Raw genomic sequence first — 20,797 nt, forward strand, 5'->3', positions numbered from 1 at the left:
GTTCTATCATAACTTCCGCATTCCTCCCGACACTGACCCTACGGGTACAGTGCGGGGCTCCTGCGATTTCTAGCTGACGCTGCGAAACTTCGGGTCTTTGCTCTCTCGAAAGGCCAACCCTGCCTCTTGAATGGCGTTCCGCTTGAGGTGGCAGGGATCCTCTTTCACCCACTGCGGCAGGTCAGTGCAGGATGATGTCCCCCAGCTTTCTGGCTGTTTTTGGAGCCCCCTGCTATCGCGAACGGCACAGCCGGTCTTTGTGGGCAACCACAAACGTATGCAAGCAGACACCAAGGTAATGGCCGGATTAGAGTCAGGCTCCTCTAGCGGGCCAGGTACCGTTCCAAGCGTCCCTGGAAAAATGACAAGATCAACGTCAGCAGCCAGTACCACAGCGCTGCCACCACCAAAGCCTCAAAAAAATGTTGGCGCGGCAAACCTGCCTGTCGAGCCCGGCCCATCAACTCCTGCAAAGCAATGGCGCTGGCCAGGGCAGTGTCTTTCTGCATGGCGATGAATTGATTGCCAATGTCGGGTAGGACAATTCGGAAAGCTTGCGGCAGAACAATGCACCATAGGGTTTGCCAGGGCTTAAGCCCCAGGGCATAGGCAGCTTCCCGCTGCCCAATGGGAATGGCTTGGATCCCGGCCCGGAAGATCTCGCTCATGTAGGCGCCATAGTTCAGGCTCAAGGCCAGCACTGCCGAAGTGAACGAGCCGAACACCAGACCCAGTTGCGGCAAAGCCTGGTAGATAAACAAAAACTGCAGGAATAGAGGTGTGCCCCGCATCAGCGAGACATAGAGAGCAGAGAGGCTGCTCAGAGGGGCAATCTGGGAGAGGCCCGCCAGTGCCGACAAAAAGGCCAACGTGGTAGCGCAGAGGATGGAAACCAAGGACAGTTGAAAAGTAGTGCCCACCCCTTGCGAGATGAACCACCACCACTCGCGCACAAAGTTGCCGTTGAGACGCAAGGTACGGATGGGGATCCCGGCCAACTCCAACTGTACCCCGCTGAAGGTGAACACCAACAACAGCAGCCACAAAACCAACCACAACCCCTGGGCCACCGGGAACGGGATCCCTTTTCGAACCCGAGGCGGTGGGTAAATCGGCTGCTCCAGTGGGATAGAGTCTTTGCTCACTCAGCTTTTTTCGTCAGATCAATGCCGTAATACCGCTTCGAGAGGGCTGTTAGCGTGCCGTCCGCATGCATGGATTCTAAGATTTCGTTAATTTTGGCTTGCAAGCTCTCGGAAGGGGCAGGGCTGGAGCGATCCAAGGCCACAGCCAAGGCTTCATAGTAGACCGGATCCCCCAGAGTTTTCAGGGGCAGTCCTTCCCGAATGGCGTTTTCAGCCGTCGGCAAAGCCGTCAAGACTGCATCCAGGCGGGTGCCATCCCCCAGTGCCAAGTCCTGCAGAGCCAGGCTATCGGTGTCGTAGATGCGAATGTCCACCCGCGGGGCCGGAACTTGGATGGTCTCTCCTTCCAGGGTGAGGTTGCCCTCCAGGTAGGCTTGGTAGGTGGTGGCGGTGCCCACCCCGACTCGCTTTCCTTCCAAGGCGGCGATATCGGTCAAGGTCGAGGCTTGGTGGACCACGAAGCTGGCGGGGGTGTAGTAGTAGGGAATGGTAAACAGCAGAGCTTTCTGGCGTTCGGCAGTTACGGTCATGGAGCCGACATTGACATCCCAGCGGCCATTCCAAGATCCGGCGGTGATGACATCAAAGTTGATATCCAAAAACTCAGCCTTTACCCCCAAGCGCTTGGCGATCTCGCGCGCCACATCCACGTCAAATCCTTCCCAACTGCCGTCAGGGTTGCGGTAGCTCTGAGGCCGGTAATTGGAGTCGGTGGAAATCCGGAGCACCCCCCGCTCTTGAACTTGAGCCAACAAATCGCTACCTTGGGCCAGCAGGGATCCCTGGTGTGTGCCTAGAGCCCAGCATCCGGCCAGGGTCAAGCAAAGGGCTTGTAGGGATCGGCGTCGAGAAACAGACATCGGCAAAACCTCAGATGAAGGTGAAGGGCAAACCCATTGGAATCCATCCAAGCTATCCAAGGCTGTCACAATTCCCGTTGCAAGGTAGTATCACCTGACACTGCCGCTTTGGGTGGCTATTCCCGACTGGGGCGAGCGGGTCGCAATTCTCCAAACATGCTCTAAAAAAGGCAAATCAACTGTCTCAGGATTGAGCTTATGAATCCCAATTGAGATTGAAATATCTCCCCCAGAAAGGCATCCCCTGAGACTTGCGATCAAGACTCGTGCTGTGTTGCCCGGGGGGGCAATCCGTATCCCTCTGTGGGCAACGGAGAATCGACGTTCTGGGTAGCAGAAAACATTTGGCTCGACCCAATGGATCCCCCTTAGCAACTGGGCGGAGAGGATGTCAATATCTTTGGAAGAGAACGGGGCTGAGGGTGGTTATGCAAGCGGTGATCTTGGCGGGTGGGAAAGGAACTCGCTTACGGCCCTTTACCTTTTTGCAACCCAAGCCTTTGTTGCCCCTCCTGGATGTGCCCTTTTTGGAATGGCTGATCGGGCGCTGCCGCCGAGCCGGCTTGACGGATATTTTGCTCAGCGTGGGTTATCTGGGCCAACAAATTGAGGCTGCTCTGGGAGATGGCGCTGCTTTGGGGGTGAAGCTCCGCTACATTCCCGAAGAGACGCCTTTGGATACGGCAGGAGCTTTGGTGCTGGCTCAGCCCTATTTCACCGGGGATCCCTTGGTGGTTTTCAATGCCGACATCCTCACGGATCTGGATTTGCAGGCGTTGATGCAATGTCATGTGCAGAGCAAGGCCATTGCCACCCTCACCCTCGCCCGCGTGGAAGATATCACCGCCTATGGCCTGGTGGAAGTTGGGGAAGGGGGCCAGATCCAATCTTTTCGGGAAAAACCCACCCCTGCAGAAGCCCTCACCCTCACCACCGACACGATCAACGCCGGCACCTATGTCTTGGATCCAGCCATTTTTAAGGACTACCCCAGTGGGGATCCCCTCAGCTTCGAGCGGCGTGTCTTCCCCGATTTGCTCAGGCAAGGGCACCGGCTGCAAGCTTATCTCCACACAGGCTACTGGCGGGATCTGGGCACGCCAGCCAGCTATTACCACGGCCAACTGGACATTCTCCTGGGTCGAATGACGGATTTTCCCCTGGAAGATGTGCAGCAACAGGCGCCGGGGATATGGGTGCACAAAACGGCTGAGATCCATCCCAGCGCTCAACTGCACGCCCCCTGCTACATCGGCGCCCACACCCGGCTGGGATCCCAAGCTCAGATTCCAGCAGGCACCATCCTCGGCAGCCACAGTTGGGTGAATGGATCCCTGCAGCCGGGAGCCTACGGGCCGAGAGTCCTGGTAGTGTAGGTTAAGTGCAAGTTAAGTCCACAACCATCCAGGACAAAGCCATCAGCAAATGGAGCTACCACAAACCGGGGAACGCTGGGATCCCTACCTTGCCTCTGTGGCTGCTCGCTTCAATCGGGAGCTGGAAATTCAACTGGGTCGGCCAGGTTGGCAACTTCCCCCAGACCTGGAGCAACTGCCTTTTTGGCAAGCCCAGCAGCGGGATCACCTGCAAGAGCGCCTCGGGATCCCCTTTTGGCAACTGCGTGCCCCCAAAAAACGGGAAGCCTGTTTGGATTTGGGCTGTGGGGTAAGCTTCCTGACCTATCCCTGGAACGATTGGCAAGCCTACTTTTACGGCCATGAGCTGAGCGGTGAGATTGTGCGCTTTATTCGCTCGCGGGCACCCCAGCTTAACTCCAAGCTGTTCAAGTCAATGCAACAGGGATCCGCCCACCATTTGGAAAACTACGAGTCGGAGCAATTTGATCTGGCCATTGCCACCGGATTTTTGTACTACTACCCGATTGAGTACTTCGACGCGGTTTGGGCAGAGTTGATGCGAGTGTTGCGACCGGCTGCACCTGTGATTATTGAAGTGGTCAATCCCGACTCGGTGTGGGCGGAACAATGGGGCCTCATCGAGCTATTCAAAGGCACCGAACCGATTTTCACCCCCCTAACGGAGTGGGAGCGGCGCATCGCAGCCTTGGGGGGCAAAATTCAGAAACAGGCCAGTGGCGAACTGTTCACCACCTATTGGATTCAGCGCAGACCGTGATCTGCTCACAACCGGGAAAGTATCGGAGCATTCGGAGTAGTGGGGTAACCTTTAAGGCTGGGTACTAAGATTAAAAATAAGATAAAGATTAAGATTAAGAAGTGTGATCCCGGACAAGGGATCCACCGCCATCCATGCAAGCCTCCTCTCCCACCTTCCTCTTGGTTGATGGCTACAACATCATCGGAGCTTGGCCCACCCTGAACCAGTTAGCGCGTCGCTCCCTGATGGAATTGGCCCGTCTGCGCTTGGTGGAATCTTTGGCCAACTATGTGGCCTTCCGGGGCTACCAGGCGACCGTGGTGTACGATGCCTACGCCCAACCCACTCCAGCCCGGCAAGAGCGCTCCCCTTCGGGTATCGAGATCCTGTATACCTCCTATGGCGAGACCGCCGACAGTTGTATTGAACGGCTGTGTGCCCAGTTGCAGAGGGATGGGTGTCGGGTACGGGTGGCTACCTCCGATCGTGTCCAGCAGTTGGTGATTGGCGGCTACAACGCCGAATGGGTCTCGGCAGAACAACTGTGGGATGAAGTGCAGCAGGCCCAGCAGCAGATCCGGCGCGTCCAACCAAAACGGCTATCGAGCAAGCGGGGCATTGATGCCTACTTGGATGCAGATACCCTCTCGCGCCTAAACCGCTGGCGGCTGTCCGGCCAAGATCCCATGCGCTAAATGCCATCGTAGGGAACGGTGGGAGCTCCATACCAAAGATGCTCCTCATCTGGCGAGGCAGTAGGCAACTGCTCCTGTGAAGGATCCGCTACCTCTGCTGGAGCCAGCTCCTGCTCATCTACCAACACCAGCACCCGCACAACTCGATTTTTGGGCAATTGTTCCTGCGCCTTCATGGGTAAAATCAGTTGACCTTGGCTGTCGGTACGAGCCCAGAACTCATGCGCTTTCATGCTGTTTCCCTGAGATGGCTAGGAATATACCAGCTTGCCCCAAGCTCTGCCTTCGGCGCAGTCAAAAAAAGACTCTGTCCTGCCGACGGGAACAGATGAGATCCCATCATTGAGACCGGGATCCCTGGGCCAAGCCGTGTTCTCGAAACCAAGCCTGCAACCGTTCCCAAGCGTCACCAGCCGCTTCTGGGCGATAGGTGGGGCGATAATCGGCAAAAAAGGCGTGGGGAGCATCCGGGTAGATGATCAACTGCGATGGATCTCCGCAAGCTTCCAGAGCTGACTTCATTTGCTCCACCGTTTCCAAGGGAATGCTGGTATCTGCACCACCATACAAACCCAACACAGGTGCCTTCAGGCTGGCTGCCACATCCAGCGGATGCCTTGGGGTTAAGAGTGTGGACTCTCCCACCAAACGACCGTACCAGGCAACACCCGCCTTCAAGCCGGGTCGGTGAGCCGCGTACAACCAAGTGATTCGACCACCCCAGCAAAAGCCAGTAATGCCCACCCGCTCTGGATCCGCACCTGAGTTGCCAATTGCCCAATCCACCGCCGCATCCAAATCCGACATCACCTGAGCATCGGGCACCTGGGAGACGATGGCGCGAATCTCCTCAAGGCTCTGCAGCTGAGAAACATCCCCCTGCCGGAAAAACAGCTCGGGAGCCACTGCCACATAGCCCAACTTCCCCAAGCGGCGACAAATGTCTTGAATGTGCTCGTGTACACCAAAGATCTCTTGCACCACCAAAACCAGTGGAAAAGGGCCAGAGCCGGTCGGCTTGGCACGATAGCCAGGGATCTCGCCATCTGGGGTGGGAATGGTGACGGGGCCGGCTTCCAATCCTTCGCTATCGGTGATGATGGTTTGGGCAAAGATCGGCTGTACTGCCGAGGCAAACCCAGCAGCGACGTTGGCCAGCTTCAACTGACGGCGCTTCCAGCTGCTGGAGGATCCCCCCTTGGGTTGCTCCGCATACATAGGCCCAATCCTCAAAAACACAAACCCCTCTTCTCAGGATAAACAATATTTTGTCTGTAAAGATTCTTTCTACTGACAGTCTCGATGCAAATCTTGCCTATCCTGTCTGAGATCTGCATCGTAGAGCTGTTAAGATCGGCTCGGCACAGCGATGCTGATCAACAGAAATGCAACTCAAGAGACAGTTAAAAATCAGTTAAAAACCGGAAATCTTTGGGTTAAGCATTTCAAGAAGCATCGATGCCATCTCGCACTTTGGAGCTTATTTGGCAGTTGCCGAAATTGTTGGATGATGGCAGCATTGGGCAGAGCCAAAAAGACAAACTGAGCGTTTGGCAATAGCGGCAAAACGGCAATTGTACTGGTGCAGATGGCCTTGACAAGTGAGATAAGTTTGCTTCAACAAATCTCAAAAGCCGCTGGCAGGTAATCAACCAAAGCGTAGCTTACCCCTTCCCTGGAGGCCCGACGTTCTATCAGCGCAACATCAAAACGGCAGGACAACTCGGAGAGGTGGGGATGCTGGCTCAAGAAGGCTTGGGCAGCCCGGATCAAGCGTCGCTGCTTGGGGATCCCAACCGCCAAAAGCCCGCCTCGATCCCAGCTACCGGGGCTACGGGTTTTCACCTCTACGAAAATCAGCACATCAGCTTTGTGGGCAACCAGATCCAGCTCGCCCCAAGGGCAGCGCCACCGCTGGGCCAGGATCTGCCAGCCCTGCTGACAGAGATATTGCCGCACCCAGCCCTCGCCGACATTGCCTGTATTCTGGAGGGAAGCCCTTCTGGGCAAGGGATCCATAAAAAAATCACCAGCGCCCGGCTCTAATGAGCAGAGCCATTGCCGTGATACTTGTCGGTGTCGTAAAAGCCGTTGCGGGTGCCGAAGTAGAAACTTGCCAGAGAGAGGACAAGAGCAACCCCCACCAAGACTAACTTTGCATCCACGTGGTTTTCCCCTGATTTTCTCCTCAACCGTGATCATAATAGCCTGCCGCTCCTTCACAATCCTCTGGTAAGCGATGCGCGGCACTGATATCGGCCAAGGCACAGCAAGTCTTGGGGGATCCCATCGGAAATGAACTACTCCCACTGGGAGCTCAGCATGCTACCATTCAGACGGAAAGGGAGTAGTCAGGCGGCTTACCGCCCTCTGCATCGACATACTGGCTAAAAACAGCCCGGTGCAAGAGACAAAGCAAGCCCGGCAGGCTGCTTTGGTGACGAGACTTTCACTGAGTTCACGCAGAGGTGAGCTTGGTGAGTCCGTCTGACTTTCCCAGCCTTCACCTCTAGGTGTGAACCGATTCCACACACAAGAGAGGTTGGAGGCTAAACGATGTGGGCTGGTTTTGCGTCAAGTTTGCTGTTGGTTACGGTAGCAGAGTTTGGGGATAAAACCTTTTTTACCCCCCTGATTCTGGCTATGCGACACCCGCGCCGCTGGGTTTTCTTGGGAACGTGGCTGGCTTTGGCCGTGATGACCTTGCTGGCGGTGGTGGCCGGGAAGGTGCTTTTCAAGCTGCTGCCACCCCTGGGCGTGAGAGTGTTATCAGCTGGGGTTTTTGCGGCTTTTGGGCTAAGAATGTTCTGGCAAGCTTACAAGATGACTCCCCAGCAGGAAAAAGAAGAAGAGGAAGAAGCCCTCAGGCTGGTGGAGCAGGCAGAAGAAAAAGGGGAGGGCCGCGGCGGTGCTTGGGCTATTGTGTGGGAAGCCTTTAGCTTGACAGCCTTGGCCGAGTTGGGGGATAAAACCCAGATTGCCACCGTCTCCTTGGCGGCTACCCACCCGGGATTGAGTGTATGGGCAGGGGCTACCCTCGGCCATGGACTGATGGTGGGGCTGGCGGTGGTGGGAGGTCGTTTTTTAGCAGCTCACATCTCTGAACGCGCCGTGCATTGGGTGGGGGGCGGCTTATTTCTGGTGTTTGCGTTGCTGACCGGTTGGGAGTTGGCAGGATGAGGGAATCAGCCAAATTCCTGTTCGATGATCCGCCATCGGGCAGTGATCACGCCTGGCTCTAGGCTGAGGCGGCTGACGACAAGTTCCAGGGCTTGGTCGTCGCGGGTCTGGGTGACTAGCTCTGCTTCGACTTTGACCAGATCAGGCTTGTCCTCCAGGTCTTCGCTGTAGAGGGCACGCAGTTTGAGATGGGTGGGAGCTATGCCTTGCAAGAGCAAGGCGCGGATGTGGGCCTCTGCTTGGCTTTTGCAGACAAATGAACACTCATAGACCAGTTCCAGTTCTGTGCCTTTCAAAGGCTGCTGGTTGATGCGGTAGCCCAGTGGACGCAGCACAACGTTGGAGATCAACACAGCTGCGGCCCCAATGGCAGCTTGGGGAATGTACCCCGATCCGGCAAAGGCTCCCACCGCGGCTGCACACCAGATGGTGGCGGCAGTGTTCAGGCCACGGACGCTGGCTCCTTCCTCAAGAATCACGCCCCCGGCCAAAAAGCCAATCCCCGATACCACCCTTCCTGTCCAGCTCATCCGGTGAAAAATTGGTGGGGCAGCTGGAGGGGTAAGATCGGGGTGAGCAGCAATAGCCCCCTTGTGGTTCCTCTCGTCTCGACATTGCCCTCAGCCTGACTCAGCAGAGTCTACATCTCGGTGGCTTGCGACCTTGAGCAACCCACGCCCTTCGCCGCCTCTGTTTTGTTAGTGGTTTTTGTTAGTGGTTTGTTGGTGGCCTTGCTTCAATGAGCTGCGCTTCCCATCTCCTACAGGTGCCGATGTCCTTGAGCTTATGGCCTCTCTTCCCCTCGTTGCCGTGATCTTGGGCACACGGCCCGAAGCCATTAAGCTGGCCCCGGTGATTCAAGCCCTGCGTGCCAGTCCCCATCTGCGCACCGAGCTGATCTTGACCGGACAACATCGGGAAATGGTGGATCAGGTGATGCGGCTATTCGGTCTGCAAGCGGATCGGGATCTGGCGATCATGCGCCCCCGCCAAAGCTTGACGGACATCACCGAAGCCACCTTGCGGGGCCTAGAACTCTACTTTCAAGAGCAACATCCTCAACTGGTTTTGGTGCAGGGAGATACCACCACCGCCTTCGCTGCCGCCTTGGCAGCTTTTTACCACCGGATCCCGGTTGGGCATGTGGAAGCCGGACTGCGCACCGATGATCTCTACAATCCTTTCCCCGAAGAGGTCAATCGCCGCCTGATCTCCCAGTTGGCCAGCCTGCACTTTGCCCCTACCCCCCAAGCCGTTGACAACCTAAAGCGAAGCCACGTGGTGGGATCCATCCATTGCACCGGCAACACTGTCATCGACGCCCTACTGCAAGTGGCCTCCCAAGGGATCCCCTGCCCCATTCCCGGCCTGGACTGGCAGCGCTACCGTGTCCTGTTGGTTACCGTGCACCGGCGGGAAAATTGGGGGGATCCCCTAACCGCCATCGGCAAGGCTCTGCTGCAGATCTTGGCCGAGTTTCCCGATACCGCCCTTCTTTTGCCCCTCCATCCCAACCCCTTGGTGCGGGATCCCCTGCAAGCCCTGTTGGGATCCCATGAGCGGGCTTTTCTCACTGAGCCTCTGGACTATCCCCTCTGGGTGAGCGCCATGCAGCGCTGTACCCTCATCCTCAGCGACTCCGGCGGCATTCAAGAAGAGGCCCCTGCCCTGGGCAAACCGGTGCTGGTGCTGCGGCAGACCACCGAACGTCCTGAAGCGATTGCTGCCGGCACCGCCCGCCTGGTAGGCACACACCCCGAAAAGATCCTGAAGGCAGCCCGAGAATTGCTCACAGACCCACAAGCCTATGCCCGCATGGCCCAAGCCCAAAACCCCTTTGGCGATGGCACTGCCGCCCGGCAAATTCGCCACATCATCGAGCGGTGGTTTAACCCGCAAAGCCCTCGAGAAGAACAAAGTTAAGAATTAAAAGTTAAGAATTAAATAAGAATCAAAGATGTATAGACCGTTACCGGGAAAACCGTTTCTTTACCTATTGCTCTCAGTAAGACAATTAAGATAGAAAGCCTGACTCCAATCCAATTGACCCCAGTCCAATCAAGAGCGAGGATGCAAACCATGAGCACGACTGCAACTGCCACCACCGTTGTCCGGGTGCCGATTGTGGATGCCACCCCAGAAAATGTGCAACCCTTCGGCCAACTTATAGGGGACGATGTGGCCAATCCTGGGCTGGGGATCCCCTTTTATCAGGGGCGTGTCCTGGAAGGACAGAACATCGACTTTCAATACACCGGCAGAGCCGTTATCCGTACGGCTAAGATCCTGCCCGGATATCCACCTGTGCTCTGGCTGGAGCGCCACATGCGTATGACCCAGTTGTTTGTCGGCCTGGGGCAAGAGCCGTTCATCATGGTGATGGCTCCTCCCAACCATCCCAAAGCAGCTCCCGATCTCGACAAAGTACAAGCCCTGCGATTCCCTGCCGGGCATGGGCTGCTGCTGCACCTCGGCACGTGGCACGATTTCCCCATTGCCTGCGAGCGCCCCGTTGTGGTGCTAACCGCCAACTCCGAAGAAGTGGTGGAAGCCCTGGCCAGCATGGAAGATGCCCACGAAATGAATCAGGGAGATGTATTCAAAATTTCCCTCCCCCAAAGGCTAAAAGCGGAGATCCACCTAGAGCTGGTGTAAACTACCCGACATCAACCGCTAGGCGGTACGGCGCGGGCTTTTAGTAGCCCTGCAGTTGGCAAGCCAACCACGAGCCTCTGGGGTGGTTTACAGCACCCCCAATCGACCGTTACCAGTGCCTTAAACAACCGTTTCTGGTGTCCGCAGCATTATTATAGCATTCCTCCCGACATCGACCCTACGGGTACAGTGCGGGGCTCCTGCAATTTCTAGCTGAATGCAAGTCCGGATCCCTGAATCTCTACAGGATGCCAAAGCCTCAGTTCTACAAAGTGGCGCTCTATCAGCCTTTGGCTGGATAGGGAACTCTTCGCCTTAACTGGGCCTTAACTAGGGCCAGACTCTTGTACCGAAACCTCCCTTTGGACCCTTCTTCCCCTGCAAGGGTCTAAGTATTCGAGAACACCTATTCTTACACACAAAAGCTTCGAGACAAGTTCAGAGAGAAATGCCTCTAGGCAAGAAAGGCTACCTGAGATTCTGCCGACAGGCGTCTTTAGGAGGGCCGTATTCAGCGGGAAGATTCACAAACGTCGGCAGCGTTGGCATCTGGAGGGAGTTGCTCTATATTAAATCAGCTAGCATATTCGATATTTGCCAGAATTTAAGTTATTGTGAGAGCTGACATGCCATCCAATTGGTCAGACATCCATCCTCTCAATCCTGGGCAAGGGTTGGGTTCAGCCCAGTCTGCGCCTTCCCATTGGAATGAGCGCCACAGGGGAGAAGGCTCTCATGCCGAGTATGAGAGGAACGGATCTCAGACCAGAGCGGCGGATTGTCCAGAGGACTTCATGCCGAGCAAGACCGCAAACGCAAAGATTAAGGTAGTAGGCGTGGGGGGTGGGGGTGGCAACGCGGTCAGTCGGATGGCGGCCAGCAACCTTGTGGGCGTCGAGTTTTGGAGCGTCAACACCGATGCGCAGGCCCTTGCCCAGTCCTCGGCAGTGAACCGCTTGCAAATTGGGCAGAAGCTGACTCGAGGCTTGGGTGCAGGTGGTAACCCGGCCATTGGCCAGAAAGCTGCAGAGGAATCCAGCGAAGAAATATCGGCAGCCATCAAAGGGGCAGATCTGGTCTTCATTGCCGCCGGCATGGGGGGAGGCACGGGCACGGGTGGAGCACCCGTCATCGCCCAAATTGCCAAAGCCAGTGGTGCCCTGACGGTGGGAGTGGTGACACGGCCTTTTTCCTTTGAGGGCAAACGCCGCAGCAAGCAGGCCGAGGAAGGGATCCAAGCGCTGCGGGAGGCAGTTGATACCCTGATTGTAATTCCCAATGACAAGTTGCTTTCGGTGATCTCCGAGCAAACTCCTGTCCAAGAGGCTTTTCGCGTTGCTGATGATGTGCTGCGGCAGGGGGTGCAGGGCATCTCGGATATCATTCTCATTCCCGGCATGATCAATGTGGATTTTGCCGATGTGCGCAGCGTGATGGCCGATGCCGGCTCTGCCTTGATGGGAATTGGCATGGGATCCGGCAAGTCCCGCGCCCGCGAAGCCGCCATTACCGCTGTATCTTCGCCGCTTTTGGAAACCTCCATCGAAGGGGCCAAAGGTGTCCTCTTCAACATTACCGGTGGGCCGGATTTGTCCTTGCATGAAGTCACAGTGGCTGCCGAGATCATCGCCGAGGCAGTGGATCCCGAGGCCAACATCATCTTCGGCACCGTCCAAGACGAGCGCATGCAGGGGGAAGTGCGCATCACGGTCATCGCCACCGGTTTCCAAGAGAAAGCCCGTCCAGCCGCCATCCCTGCTACAACCAAAGTTTCTGCCTCCAACAAGTCGGGGGTTCCTAAGCCCACTCCCACGGGCTCTGGGCTGCCGCCTCGACAGCCTCCGGAGCCTGAGCCGCCGATGTCTGGAGGCTTAGATATTCCCGAGTTCTTGCGCCGCCGACGGCCCCCTTCGTAGGGTAGGGTGAAGGTATGCTGGTATCTTGGTGCCGGTTGTTGAGGGTGGGGAGTGCTTTGGGGTTAGGCCATGAACATTGTTGTCTTGGCGGGGGGGCGTTCGGCAGAACGTCAAGTCTCTTGGGTAACGGGTAAAGCCTGCAAACGGGCTTTGGAGGACCTGGGCCATCGGGTCAAGGTAATCGACCCAGATGAGGATCTGCCTCTGCGCCTTTGGCAGGAACGGCAAGCCGGCTGCGACTTCGTTTGGATTGCCCTGCATGGCCCTGGTGGCGAGGATGGGGTGGTACAGGGAATGCTGGACTGGCTGGGCCTGCCCTACCAGGGATCCGGGCCGCTGGCCAGTGCTCTGGCCATGGATAAGCTGGTCTCCAAGCAGATCTTTCGCGCCGCAGGGATCCCTACCCCCGATTGGCAGGTTTGGGACGACCAAAGCCCCCTCACTTGGGCCGACTGTGCGGCAGAGTTGGGATCCCCACTGGTGATTAAGCCCAGCAACAACGGCTCGACGGTGGGCATCAGCATTGTCCGGGATGAGAGGTCATTGGCTCAGGGGCTGGAGTTGGCCCGCTCAGTCTCGTCGCGGATTTTTCTGGAGCGCTATGTTCCCGGAAAGGAGATCACCCTCTCGATCTTGTCCGGCCAAGTTCTTCCGGCCATTGAGATCATCCCCGCCCAAGGCGACTTCTACGACTACGAAGCCAAGTACGCACCCGGTGGCTCGCGGCATTTGATCCCCTGTTCCCTCAGCCCGGCAGGGTTGGCCCGCTGTGAGGCTGCAGGTCTGAAGGCCTACCAGGCGTTGGGGTGCGAAGGCTTGGCGCGGGTGGATCTGCGGGTGGATCCCGAGGAAAATCCTTGGGTGTTGGAGGTGAATACACTGCCCGGCATGACCCCCACTTCCCTCTGTCCCGATGCGGCGGCAGCTCTGGGGTGGACGTTCACCGAGTTGGTGGAGCGAATGCTGCAGGATGCCCTGCGAAAGGCAAACTTGACCGGATCCCGGCGTTCTCAAAGTCCATCGGCGACCCTCGGCAACGCTCCCTGAGGCTTTTCCTAAGACAAGAGCCTCTACCCCAGGTTTTTGCTCTCTCAGAGAAGGGCAACCAGCAAAAGAACTACCCCAGCTCCGACAATCAGTACAGCTCCCCCCAGCCACACCCAGGAGATGCGGGACCTGCTGCCTATGTCGGTTTTCCCGACAGGATTCTCCGGCGCGGGTTCAGGCTTTGAGTTGACCGAATCTGGGGCAACAACTGTTAGATCCTGCAACAAGAAGTCGCCTTTTTTTTCCAACAGAACTGTGGTTTCTTCTGAGGCCAGCAGCGGGTTCAACAAGGGGGCCGTTTGCTCCCACTCGTATTCAGAATGTCCCGACTCACGCCCGTACACCGTGACCTGCTCTAAGCCGGGCAAGCCCAACACTCTGAGCTCCGCCTGCACCCGTTCCATGAGATGGGGGTAGTCCACTCGGGCCGAGGAGGATCGATTCAGAAGAACATGCAGATGACCTTGGCGGCGTTTGACCGCGATTTTGACCGGGGCAGCCAACCGAGCCTGCAACGCTTGGGCAATCTCAGCTTCGGTCATGGTGCAGCATCCAAGGTGTGCAGGCTAATTCTAATACAATCCTAGAGCAACCGTGCAGAGGGCTACGGGGGCTCGGGGTAGAATGAGATGCGCATGGGCGAAGAAATGCCGGGTCTCGACAGAGCAGGGCGTTCCTCTTTTCTCTCGCCGGATCCCTAGCTGGAAGTTCTATGCAAGAGAAAACCATTGTCCGCGATTACTTCAACTCCGTTGGCTTCGAGCGCTGGCGGCGCATTTATGGTGAAGAAGAAGTCAATTTCGTCCAAAAAGACATCCGCCTTGGCCATGCTCGCACAGTAGAGACGGTGTTGCAGTGGTTGGGGGATCCCTCCGGTTTACGCATTTGTGATGCCGGATGCGGGGTGGGCAGCCTCAGCTTGCCCTTGGCCGCCAGGGGGGCACAGGTGTTCGCCAGCGACATCTCGGAACAAATGGTGAACGAAGCACGCCGCCGCCAGCAAATGGAGTTGGGATCCACAGACAACCCACACTTTTGGGTCTCGGATCTGGAGGAATTGACGGGGGAATACGATGTCGTCATCTGCCTCGATGTGATGATCCACTACCCTGAAGCCGAGGCCCTGCGCATGCTAAAGCACCTGACCCGCCTGGCTCGGTCCCGCCTGATCTTCAGTTTTGCCCCCAAAACCCCCTGGCTGACGCTGCTGAAGAAAGTGGGAGAGTTCTTCCCCGGCCCCAGCAAAACCACCCGCGCCTATCAACACCGAGAGGCGACCTTGGTGAGCCAATTAACCGAATGGGGCTGGAAAGTGCAGCAGCGACAAACCATTCGCAGCCGCTTCTACTTTGCTTGGCTCCTCGATCTGGTTCGGTGACACTCGATCTGGTTCGTTAAACGGGAATGAAACATTTTCGTCTAGCTCCCCTCTCCCTCTGGCAGCGAGGCTGGGAGTAGGGGCAGCAGCGTGGAATGCTTGGGGAGTGTCTCAATCTAGTTTAAAAATGACTATAACGATCAGCTGAGGTTATCCAGTTGCTCCAGCAAATCGGGATCCGCCAACTTTTGTAGGGCAAGCCGCGCGTCATCCCGCACCCCCCAATCGGGATCGCGACTGGCGCTGGTCAGCAATTGCCTTGTTAGCATCGTGTAAACAATGGGATCCTCGAGAGCCAGTTTCACCTGTTGCCCCAGGATCCCTAAGCTCCAGGCACAGTTGCCGCGTACCGCTGCAATTGGATCTTGAGCCAAGCCCCGGCAGAGAGCTGCGACCACCTCATCCAATGCCGGGCCGGGCAACGCCTGCGCCTGGGCCAGTTGTCCGAGGGCACTGGCAGCCCACAATCGCACTGCCGCGATATCCCCGGCCAACACTTCCAGCAACACCGGGTACGCCCGCGGATCCTTGGCATTGCCCAACGCCCACACCAAGCCTTTGCGCACATAGCCGTTCCAATCCCAGCGCAAGCCCTCGATCAGCACCTCCACCTCAGCGGGATCCGGATTCCGACCTAGGGCATAGGCTGCTCCCACCCGCACCAACGGGCAGGGATCCCGGACTAGGGCCAGCAGGGGTTTAACGGCGCGGGGTTCTTCGATCTCACAGAAGGCGCGGGCCGCCTGCATCCGCAAATAGGGATCCGGATCCTGCAACTGCTGCAGCATCAGCTCCACATCCACCTCCGGCGGTGAGTGAGGTGGCAACTCGTCTAGGGGCTCAAGGGGGGAAAAAGCGTCTTCTTGCATGAAAGGGTGCCCAGGTGTTGGCGGAGGGGACGAGGGCAAAACTTGCCCTTCCTCAAGGCAAAAGCCAGAGCCACAACAACCAAACCAGCAGCAGAGTTGCTGCCCATCATAGACTGCCGGGATCCTCCATCTGATCTGCTCTTTCCGGTTGGGATCCCGGCACCCTAAGCAAGTCCGCTCCTTCCAACACCCGCGCCGAGCGGATCACATCTCCCACCTGGATGCGCTCCACCCACTCCATCCCCTCGGTGACGTAGCCGAACACGGCATAGCGCCCGTCCAAAATCGGCAGAGCAGAGAGGGTGATGTAAAACTGGGAAGAGGCTGAGTCAAGTGGGCTAGAACGGGCCATGGCCACCGCCCCCAAACGATGGGGCAAGAGCAACTTACTCAGAGCAGCGGGATCCTGGATCAAGGTGTTGTAGCGGGGGTAGGGTTCCCCACGCAGCTGAATTTCCAGGGGGATGGTGCGCAGGCGGTTGCTCCCCGGCTCTGTTGCACCCCCTGTACCGTCACCACGGGGATCCCCACCCTGCACCACAAAAGGCTGCGGATCCTTTTCCACCCGATGGAAGGTGAGGCCATTGTAAAAGCCCCGCTGAACCAAATCCACGAACTGGCCGCCGGTCAGGGGTGCCGCTTCCCCGTGGATCGCCAAGATCACCTTGCCTACCCCCTCAGCAGTTTGCACCTCCATCTCCACCACTGCCTTCCCTTGCAGTTGCGGGCGGTCAGCATAGGCCGCCGGAATCCCAGAGGGGGATTCTGAGAGGGGGGATGTACTGCGACAAGCCAACAGCCCGAGACAGAGGTATCCCAGAACTAAGCCCACTCCCACTCTGCAGCGGCTCATTCGCCCCAGCTTGGCGAATTTCATCTGCCCCTTCTCCTTCAATCCAATCTCCCACCCTCCAGGCGCTGCTCAACCCAGCAGGGATCCCTATCCAGGTGATTCAGATCCGCTGCGACAGCCCCAACTGCAAGGTAACGCTTTGAGCGCCATTGCTCACCCTCACACCGTAGGGGCTGATGGCGGTAACCCGCCACTCTGCTTTCACCGCATGGCCAACAGCCACCTGACGTACTACGTTGTCGATCAAAATCAGAGCCTTGGGGGCACCTGGATCGTGGATCAATCCCACCAGCTTCATCTGCGGCAGAGGCTGGGGTGGGATCCGCGCTGGCACCGGAGGCGCAGGTACCCTGGGGGGAGAGGGAAGACCAGCCCCTCTTGAAGCAAGAGGAGCGGCAACAGTCGGCGGTTTTGCCGGTTCGACCAAGACAGCCTTTGCAGAATCCTCAGGTGGAGCTTTGGGGTTTTCATCCACATCAGCAGCAGTGGGAGGCAAGGGCTCCTGGTGAGCATCGGAATGGGAAGAATTGGGTGCCTCAGCCAAGGGATCCCGAGTGGCCTGCGAAAAAACCACCGCCCGCGGGCGCAGGGTCATCCAAAAAGCCAGCCCTGCCACCAAGGTAGCGGCCAAAGCCATACCCAGCAGTAATCCTCCGGCAGCAGAGAAGCGCCGGGAAGGCAGTGGGGGCCGTGTGCCGAGGTAAGGATATTCGCCGGCTTCTGACAGCCCCTCTTCCAAGCTGTTCTCCAAATCCTCGAACAGCTCATCCAACAGAGAATCTGCCTGCTTGACTTGGCCAGACCATGCCCAAGGGGAACGACGGCCTCTGCCCACTGAAGCATCTAACCCGGACATACAACCTCCCTAGCCTGAGCGGCGGGGATCCCGAGGAGTTGAGACACTCAGCCAACAGTTGCCGTCTATCGCCCAAAGGCTCTCAAAGGAGCCGCATTTCCGGGTACTCGGTCAACAGCGCCTCTGCCGACAGGGTGTCTCCCTCCAACTGCGGCGTCCACAGCACTTCGATGGCCACAATCCGATCTGCCGGAATCGAAGCCAGCTGCAACAGGCACTGCCGCAGATCCGCCATGGAGTTAACTACAGGTAGTGTACCCAAGTTACCACGATACGCAACCAGTAGAGTTACCAGCAGGTACTCGCCAACATCTGGGATCCCAGCAGCAGATCGCTGCAGCGCCGCTTGGGAGACTTGTTGGATCTGGTTGTTGCGGTTGCTGAGGCTTTCGACGCTGAACTTGCTCCGTTCTTGTAAAGAGGCTTGATAGAACAGGGATTCGGCGCGGGAGAGGGGCAGCTTCTCCGCTTGGGCATGGCCATAGGCCCAGTAGTCGCTGTAGCGCATCAAGCCAAGGGTGACCTCTTGCAACAGTTGGCTCAGCCCTTCTGGCGACTGAGTATCCGCCTCCAGAGCCAGGGCGTTCATGTCTTTCTGCAGTTGCCGGGCGCTGGCCAGCAGTCCCACTTTTACCTGCGCAACAGTTACCTGGGGATCGCGAACCCCAATGCTATCGTCCCCTTCTTCGGATCTGATCCCCGAGCGCAGCGTCTGCACCAAAAAGCTACCTGCCCCAACCAAGAGCAGCAGCGTCAGCAGGCCGCCACCCCCCCCTCCCCAGAAAAAGGGCACCAGCAGCGGAAAACCAAAGCCGCCTCCATAGCTGGGGTAGACAGGAGCTGAGTAGTGCGGGCCAATCGAGCGGGGGGCAGAGAACGTCGGAGACCGGAAAGATCCGCCGCCAATGCGACCGCCACTGCGTGCCCAGACAGCGCCTATGGGAGCCAGGGCCAAGGTCAAGGCCAGGGCAATGGCCAGCAGAGGCCGGCAGACGCGACCGATTCGTTTCAGCATGATCACAATGTTTTCGTCCATCACGGGGCTAGTCTTTCTTAATTCTACGCTTTCTCGTTGGCGGGAATAGGGGCGGAAACCGATCCCCCACCCGGCCATCTCACTTGTTCAATTCTTCTGTGTTGATTCTTTGTGTACTGAGCCGGCCAATGACCGTCAACCAATCGAGGCAGAGCCATGCTACGGTCTGGAAGGTTGCCAGGAGGAGGGCAAACAACAGCAATGCAAACTCAGGCTAACGTCCAAGCCGAGGAAAGAGAGCGGGCATCTTCTCCACCCCGTGCCCAGATTCGGCTGTTGGTGGTGGATATCGATGGCACGATTGCCGGGCCTTCCAACCAGGTTTCAGAGCCGGTTCGGGAGGCCATTCAGAAGGCCAAAGCAGCAGGGGTGCGAGTAGCCATCGCTACGGGTCGCATGCATCGTTCTGCCGAGCGGTTCCACTACGCGATTGGGGCCGATATGCCCCTATGCAGCTACCAGGGGGCTTTAATTCGGGATCCCGATAGCCAAAAGACCCTAAAGCACTGGAGCCTGGACTGGCCGCTGGCCGAGGAGTTGTTGCAAGCGTTGCAGGATCAGCCGGTGGGGGTTCACCTCTACATCGATGACCAGCTCTACTTACGGGAGCTGAGCCCTCTCAGTCAGGCCTATGCTGAGCGCTCTCAGGTGCCGTTCCAGATGTTCTCTTCCGCCCAATACGGACGAAGCCCCACCAAGATCCTGGCTGTTTCTGAGGATACCGAGTTCCTGCAGGAATTGCAGGGATCCCTGCGGCGGCGGTATTCCCCTGACCAGCTCTACCTCACCCGTTCAGAGCCGATTTTTCTCGAGGCTACCCATCCGGCGGTGAACAAGGGCAATGCCGTTCGTTTTTTGGCCGAGGAAATGCTGGGGTTGTCGGCGGAGCAGGTGATGGCCATTGGCGATGGCGACAACGACATTGAGATGCTGCGGTATGCGGGGATCGGGGTGGCGATGGGAAATGCCTCGCCTGCTCTGTTGCCCCATGCCGATTGGATTGCCCCTCCTGTGGCAGAAGACGGGGTGGCGGCAGCCATCGAGACCTTCATCCTCAGCTAGGCAGGGATCCCATGCTGGGTCTGGCTTCTTCTCCCTTTCCTGAGGTCACCCTGCGTCCGGCGCAGCAACAGGCGTTGGCCTACCAATCGGGGCCGCTGGGGATCGCCGCCGTTCCGGGGAGCGGCAAGACCTTTATTCTGGAGCTGTTGATCGCCGATTTAATTCTCAATCGGGGGATCCCACCGGAGCGCATCGGGGTGTTCACCTACATGCGTTCGGCGCGGGGCAACTTGATCAGCCGCATCAATCAACGTTTGCAACGGGCGGGGTATCCGGATCGCTTTACCCAGGCCTTTACCCTGCATTCTTTGTCGTTGCGGGTGTTGCGGGAGGCCCCCAGCCGTTGGGAGGAGCTGTCTATTTTGGAGGGATACGAACAGGAGCGGTTGCTCAGCCGCCTGTGCCGCGCTTGGCTCGTCCGCCATACTCAGCTCTGGGAGCCGCTGATCCCCGGCGACAACAACCCGCAAAAGATCGCCCAAAACCGAGCCCAGTTCCGGCGCAGTTTCCAGCAGATGGTGCAGGTGGTCATCAGCAGGGCCAAGAATCTGCGCCTGGGGCCAGAAGTGATCCCCAGCGAGGGCTATCTGGGCTGGGCTGCTCCCATCTACGCCGGTTATCAAGCGGAATTGCGTCGCCTGGGCAAGTTAGACTACGACGACCTGGGCTGGCAAGCAGTGGATTTGATCGAGGGCAGTCCGGAGCTGCGGGAGCAGGTGCAGAACTGGTACGACTACCTGTTCGAGGATGAGGCCCAAGACAGTTCCCCCCTGCAGGAAGAGCTGCTGCGGCTGCTCAGCCAACGCACCGGCAACCTGGTGCGGGTGGGGGATCCCAACCAGAGCATCATGGGCACCTTTACCAGCGCCGAGCCGCGGCTGTTTCGCGCCTTTTGCCAGGCCAGTCCTCAGGTGGTGCTCTTGGATGAATCCAGCCGCAGCGCCCCCCAGATCATCGCTTTGGCCAACCGCCTGGTGGAGTGGGTGAATCAGCAGCACCCCATCCCGGCTTTGCGCACCGCTCTGGGGCCCCCGCCCGGTCACCTGGCCCCCGCCGGGGGGCATACCCCCCCGGCCCGCGAGGGGGGGGGGGGCGGTGTGCGGGCTGGGGGTGGTGCGGGTCGGACG

General features: G+C 58.0%; 23 protein-coding genes. 11 read left to right on the top strand and 12 right to left on the bottom strand.

Annotated elements, in window-relative coordinates; genetic code table 11:
• Positions 1-323 precede the first annotated feature (323 nt).
• The gene (locus tag NW828_RS09930) at positions 324-1,145 is read right to left on the bottom strand and encodes an amino acid ABC transporter permease (protein ID WP_414383569.1); all 822 of its coding nucleotides are present in this window, start codon (positions 1,143-1,145) and stop codon (positions 324-326) included.
• Positions 1,142-2,005: an ABC transporter substrate-binding protein gene (locus tag NW828_RS09935; RefSeq protein WP_414383571.1), complete on the bottom strand. Its 864-nt coding sequence runs from the start codon at positions 2,003-2,005 to the stop codon at positions 1,142-1,144. The genes NW828_RS09930 and NW828_RS09935 overlap by 4 nt, the downstream gene beginning before the upstream one ends.
• Positions 2,006-2,433: 428 nt before the next feature.
• On the opposite strand from NW828_RS09935, the gene NW828_RS09940 reads away from it, so the two are divergent.
• From NW828_RS09940 to NW828_RS09950, 3 genes are all read left to right on the top strand, one after another.
• Positions 2,434-3,381, top strand: a complete 948-nt coding sequence (locus NW828_RS09940; protein ID WP_011433704.1) for a nucleotidyltransferase family protein — start codon at positions 2,434-2,436, stop codon at positions 3,379-3,381.
• Positions 3,382-3,430: 49 nt separating this feature from the next.
• Entirely contained in the window at positions 3,431-4,141 is a 711-nt protein-coding gene (locus NW828_RS09945) for a class I SAM-dependent methyltransferase (RefSeq protein ID WP_414383573.1), read from the top strand.
• A 134-nt stretch (positions 4,142-4,275) separates the two neighbouring features.
• Positions 4,276-4,818, top strand: a complete 543-nt coding sequence (locus tag NW828_RS09950) for an NYN domain-containing protein (protein ID WP_414383575.1) — start codon at positions 4,276-4,278, stop codon at positions 4,816-4,818.
• Here NW828_RS09950 and NW828_RS09955 read toward each other — a convergent pair.
• From NW828_RS09955 to NW828_RS09970, 4 genes are all read right to left on the bottom strand, one after another.
• The gene (locus NW828_RS09955; protein WP_414383577.1) at positions 4,815-5,051 is read right to left on the bottom strand and encodes a hypothetical protein; all 237 of its coding nucleotides are present in this window, start codon (positions 5,049-5,051) and stop codon (positions 4,815-4,817) included. The genes NW828_RS09950 and NW828_RS09955 overlap by 4 nt on opposite strands.
• A 106-nt stretch (positions 5,052-5,157) precedes the next feature.
• A complete protein-coding gene (locus NW828_RS09960) occupies positions 5,158-6,036 on the bottom strand; it encodes a dienelactone hydrolase family protein (RefSeq protein ID WP_414383579.1) in 879 nt (292 codons plus the stop codon).
• Positions 6,037-6,435: 399 nt separating this feature from the next.
• Positions 6,436-6,837, bottom strand: coding sequence for a YraN family protein (locus NW828_RS09965; RefSeq protein ID WP_011433700.1), 402 nt, complete (start codon positions 6,835-6,837; stop codon positions 6,436-6,438).
• Between the two features lie 23 nt (positions 6,838-6,860).
• Positions 6,861-6,983 (bottom strand): hypothetical protein, encoded by a 123-nt coding sequence (locus NW828_RS09970; protein ID WP_011429573.1) that lies wholly within the window; start codon positions 6,981-6,983, stop codon positions 6,861-6,863.
• Positions 6,984-7,374: 391 nt separating this feature from the next.
• Between NW828_RS09970 and NW828_RS09975 the strand changes: the two genes are divergently transcribed.
• Positions 7,375-7,998: a TMEM165/GDT1 family protein gene (locus tag NW828_RS09975; RefSeq protein WP_414383581.1), complete on the top strand. Its 624-nt coding sequence runs from the start codon at positions 7,375-7,377 to the stop codon at positions 7,996-7,998.
• A 5-nt stretch (positions 7,999-8,003) separates the two neighbouring features.
• On the opposite strand, the gene NW828_RS09980 is transcribed toward NW828_RS09975, so the two are convergent.
• On the bottom strand, positions 8,004-8,528 hold the full coding sequence (locus NW828_RS09980) for an MgtC/SapB family protein (RefSeq protein ID WP_414383582.1): 525 nt from the start codon (positions 8,526-8,528) through the stop codon (positions 8,004-8,006).
• A gap of 256 nt (positions 8,529-8,784) precedes the next feature.
• On the opposite strand from NW828_RS09980, the gene wecB reads away from it, so the two are divergent.
• The 4 genes from wecB to NW828_RS10000 all read left to right on the top strand — a co-directional run bounded on the left by wecB (position 8,785) and on the right by NW828_RS10000 (position 13,616).
• Positions 8,785-9,921 carry a non-hydrolyzing UDP-N-acetylglucosamine 2-epimerase gene (gene wecB, locus NW828_RS09985; protein ID WP_414383584.1) on the top strand — a complete coding sequence of 379 codons (1,137 nt, stop codon included), beginning with the start codon at positions 8,785-8,787 and terminating at the stop codon, positions 9,919-9,921.
• Between the two features lie 156 nt (positions 9,922-10,077).
• Positions 10,078-10,653: an ureidoglycolate lyase gene (locus NW828_RS09990; protein ID WP_041437468.1), complete on the top strand. Its 576-nt coding sequence runs from the start codon at positions 10,078-10,080 to the stop codon at positions 10,651-10,653.
• Positions 10,654-11,447: 794 nt separating this feature from the next.
• The gene (gene ftsZ / locus NW828_RS09995; RefSeq protein WP_414383586.1) at positions 11,448-12,569 is read left to right on the top strand and encodes a cell division protein FtsZ; all 1,122 of its coding nucleotides are present in this window, start codon (positions 11,448-11,450) and stop codon (positions 12,567-12,569) included.
• A 69-nt stretch (positions 12,570-12,638) separates the two neighbouring features.
• The gene (locus NW828_RS10000; protein WP_414383587.1) at positions 12,639-13,616 is read left to right on the top strand and encodes a D-alanine--D-alanine ligase family protein; all 978 of its coding nucleotides are present in this window, start codon (positions 12,639-12,641) and stop codon (positions 13,614-13,616) included.
• 44 nt (positions 13,617-13,660) lie between these two features.
• On the opposite strand, the gene NW828_RS10005 is transcribed toward NW828_RS10000, so the two are convergent.
• Complete coding sequence (locus tag NW828_RS10005; protein WP_414383589.1) at positions 13,661-14,158, bottom strand: hypothetical protein; 498 nt, start codon at positions 14,156-14,158, stop codon at positions 13,661-13,663.
• A 170-nt stretch (positions 14,159-14,328) separates the two neighbouring features.
• On the opposite strand from NW828_RS10005, the gene bchM reads away from it, so the two are divergent.
• Positions 14,329-14,994, top strand: a complete 666-nt coding sequence (bchM, locus tag NW828_RS10010; RefSeq protein ID WP_414330343.1) for a magnesium protoporphyrin IX methyltransferase — start codon at positions 14,329-14,331, stop codon at positions 14,992-14,994.
• Positions 14,995-15,134: 140 nt separating this feature from the next.
• Here bchM and NW828_RS10015 read toward each other — a convergent pair whose 3' ends face one another.
• The 4 genes from NW828_RS10015 to NW828_RS10030 all read right to left on the bottom strand — a co-directional run bounded on the left by NW828_RS10015 (position 15,135) and on the right by NW828_RS10030 (position 18,608).
• Positions 15,135-15,863 (bottom strand): HEAT repeat domain-containing protein, encoded by a 729-nt coding sequence (locus NW828_RS10015; RefSeq protein ID WP_414343657.1) that lies wholly within the window; start codon positions 15,861-15,863, stop codon positions 15,135-15,137.
• Between the two features lie 106 nt (positions 15,864-15,969).
• Positions 15,970-16,740: a peptidylprolyl isomerase gene (locus NW828_RS10020; protein ID WP_414383591.1), complete on the bottom strand. Its 771-nt coding sequence runs from the start codon at positions 16,738-16,740 to the stop codon at positions 15,970-15,972.
• Between the two features lie 76 nt (positions 16,741-16,816).
• Complete coding sequence (locus NW828_RS10025; RefSeq protein ID WP_414383593.1) at positions 16,817-17,572, bottom strand: hypothetical protein; 756 nt, start codon at positions 17,570-17,572, stop codon at positions 16,817-16,819.
• A gap of 82 nt (positions 17,573-17,654) precedes the next feature.
• Complete coding sequence (locus tag NW828_RS10030; protein WP_238376757.1) at positions 17,655-18,608, bottom strand: DUF1517 domain-containing protein; 954 nt, start codon at positions 18,606-18,608, stop codon at positions 17,655-17,657.
• 201 nt (positions 18,609-18,809) lie between these two features.
• On the opposite strand from NW828_RS10030, the gene NW828_RS10035 reads away from it, so the two are divergent.
• Together NW828_RS10035 and NW828_RS10040 are read left to right on the top strand one after the other, a co-directional pair.
• Positions 18,810-19,670 carry a Cof-type HAD-IIB family hydrolase gene (locus tag NW828_RS10035; RefSeq protein WP_414330353.1) on the top strand — a complete coding sequence of 287 codons (861 nt, stop codon included), beginning with the start codon at positions 18,810-18,812 and terminating at the stop codon, positions 19,668-19,670.
• Positions 19,671-19,681: 11 nt separating this feature from the next.
• Positions 19,682-20,797, top strand: a 1,116-nt coding sequence (locus tag NW828_RS10040; RefSeq protein WP_414383595.1) for a UvrD-helicase domain-containing protein, incomplete at its 3' end; no start/stop codon positions are given.

The organism is Synechococcus sp. W55.2, assembly GCF_047461635.1.
Classification (GTDB): domain Bacteria; phylum Cyanobacteriota; class Cyanobacteriia; order Thermostichales; family Thermostichaceae; genus Thermostichus.